This window comes from Gleimia coleocanis DSM 15436 (assembly GCF_000159015.1).
Taxonomy (GTDB): domain Bacteria; phylum Actinomycetota; class Actinomycetes; order Actinomycetales; family Actinomycetaceae; genus Gleimia; species Gleimia coleocanis.
Genome location: NZ_DS999561.1, coordinates 1 through 241, shown reverse-complemented (window position 1 = coordinate 241; position 241 = coordinate 1). Strand labels below are relative to the sequence as shown.

1 protein-coding gene is annotated in these 241 nt (G+C 41.9%); it reads right to left on the bottom strand.

Features of this window, described 5'->3' with window-relative positions; translation table 11 throughout:
* A partial coding sequence (locus tag HMPREF0044_RS07675; RefSeq protein ID WP_006547567.1) for a hypothetical protein occupies positions 1 to 241 on the bottom strand: 241 nt, incomplete at both ends.

Below are 241 nucleotides of genomic sequence, written 5' to 3'. Positions count from 1 at the left end.
TAAGGCTCATGATCGTTTCATTGGTGCCCAATACAGGAGCGCCTGGCAAAACATAGCGATGATCAATTGCTATAGGGTCAATCATCACAAAATGCTTGGTGTAGGTACGGTCTTTGGCGTCTTGCCCCTCAAACGTAAAGCCATCTATAGCCTTAAAACCTTTATCGGGTACAGGAGTTGGAGCTTTGATAACGTTTATCTTATATTTGTCCAAAACAACAATATTGGTAAGCGTATCAAG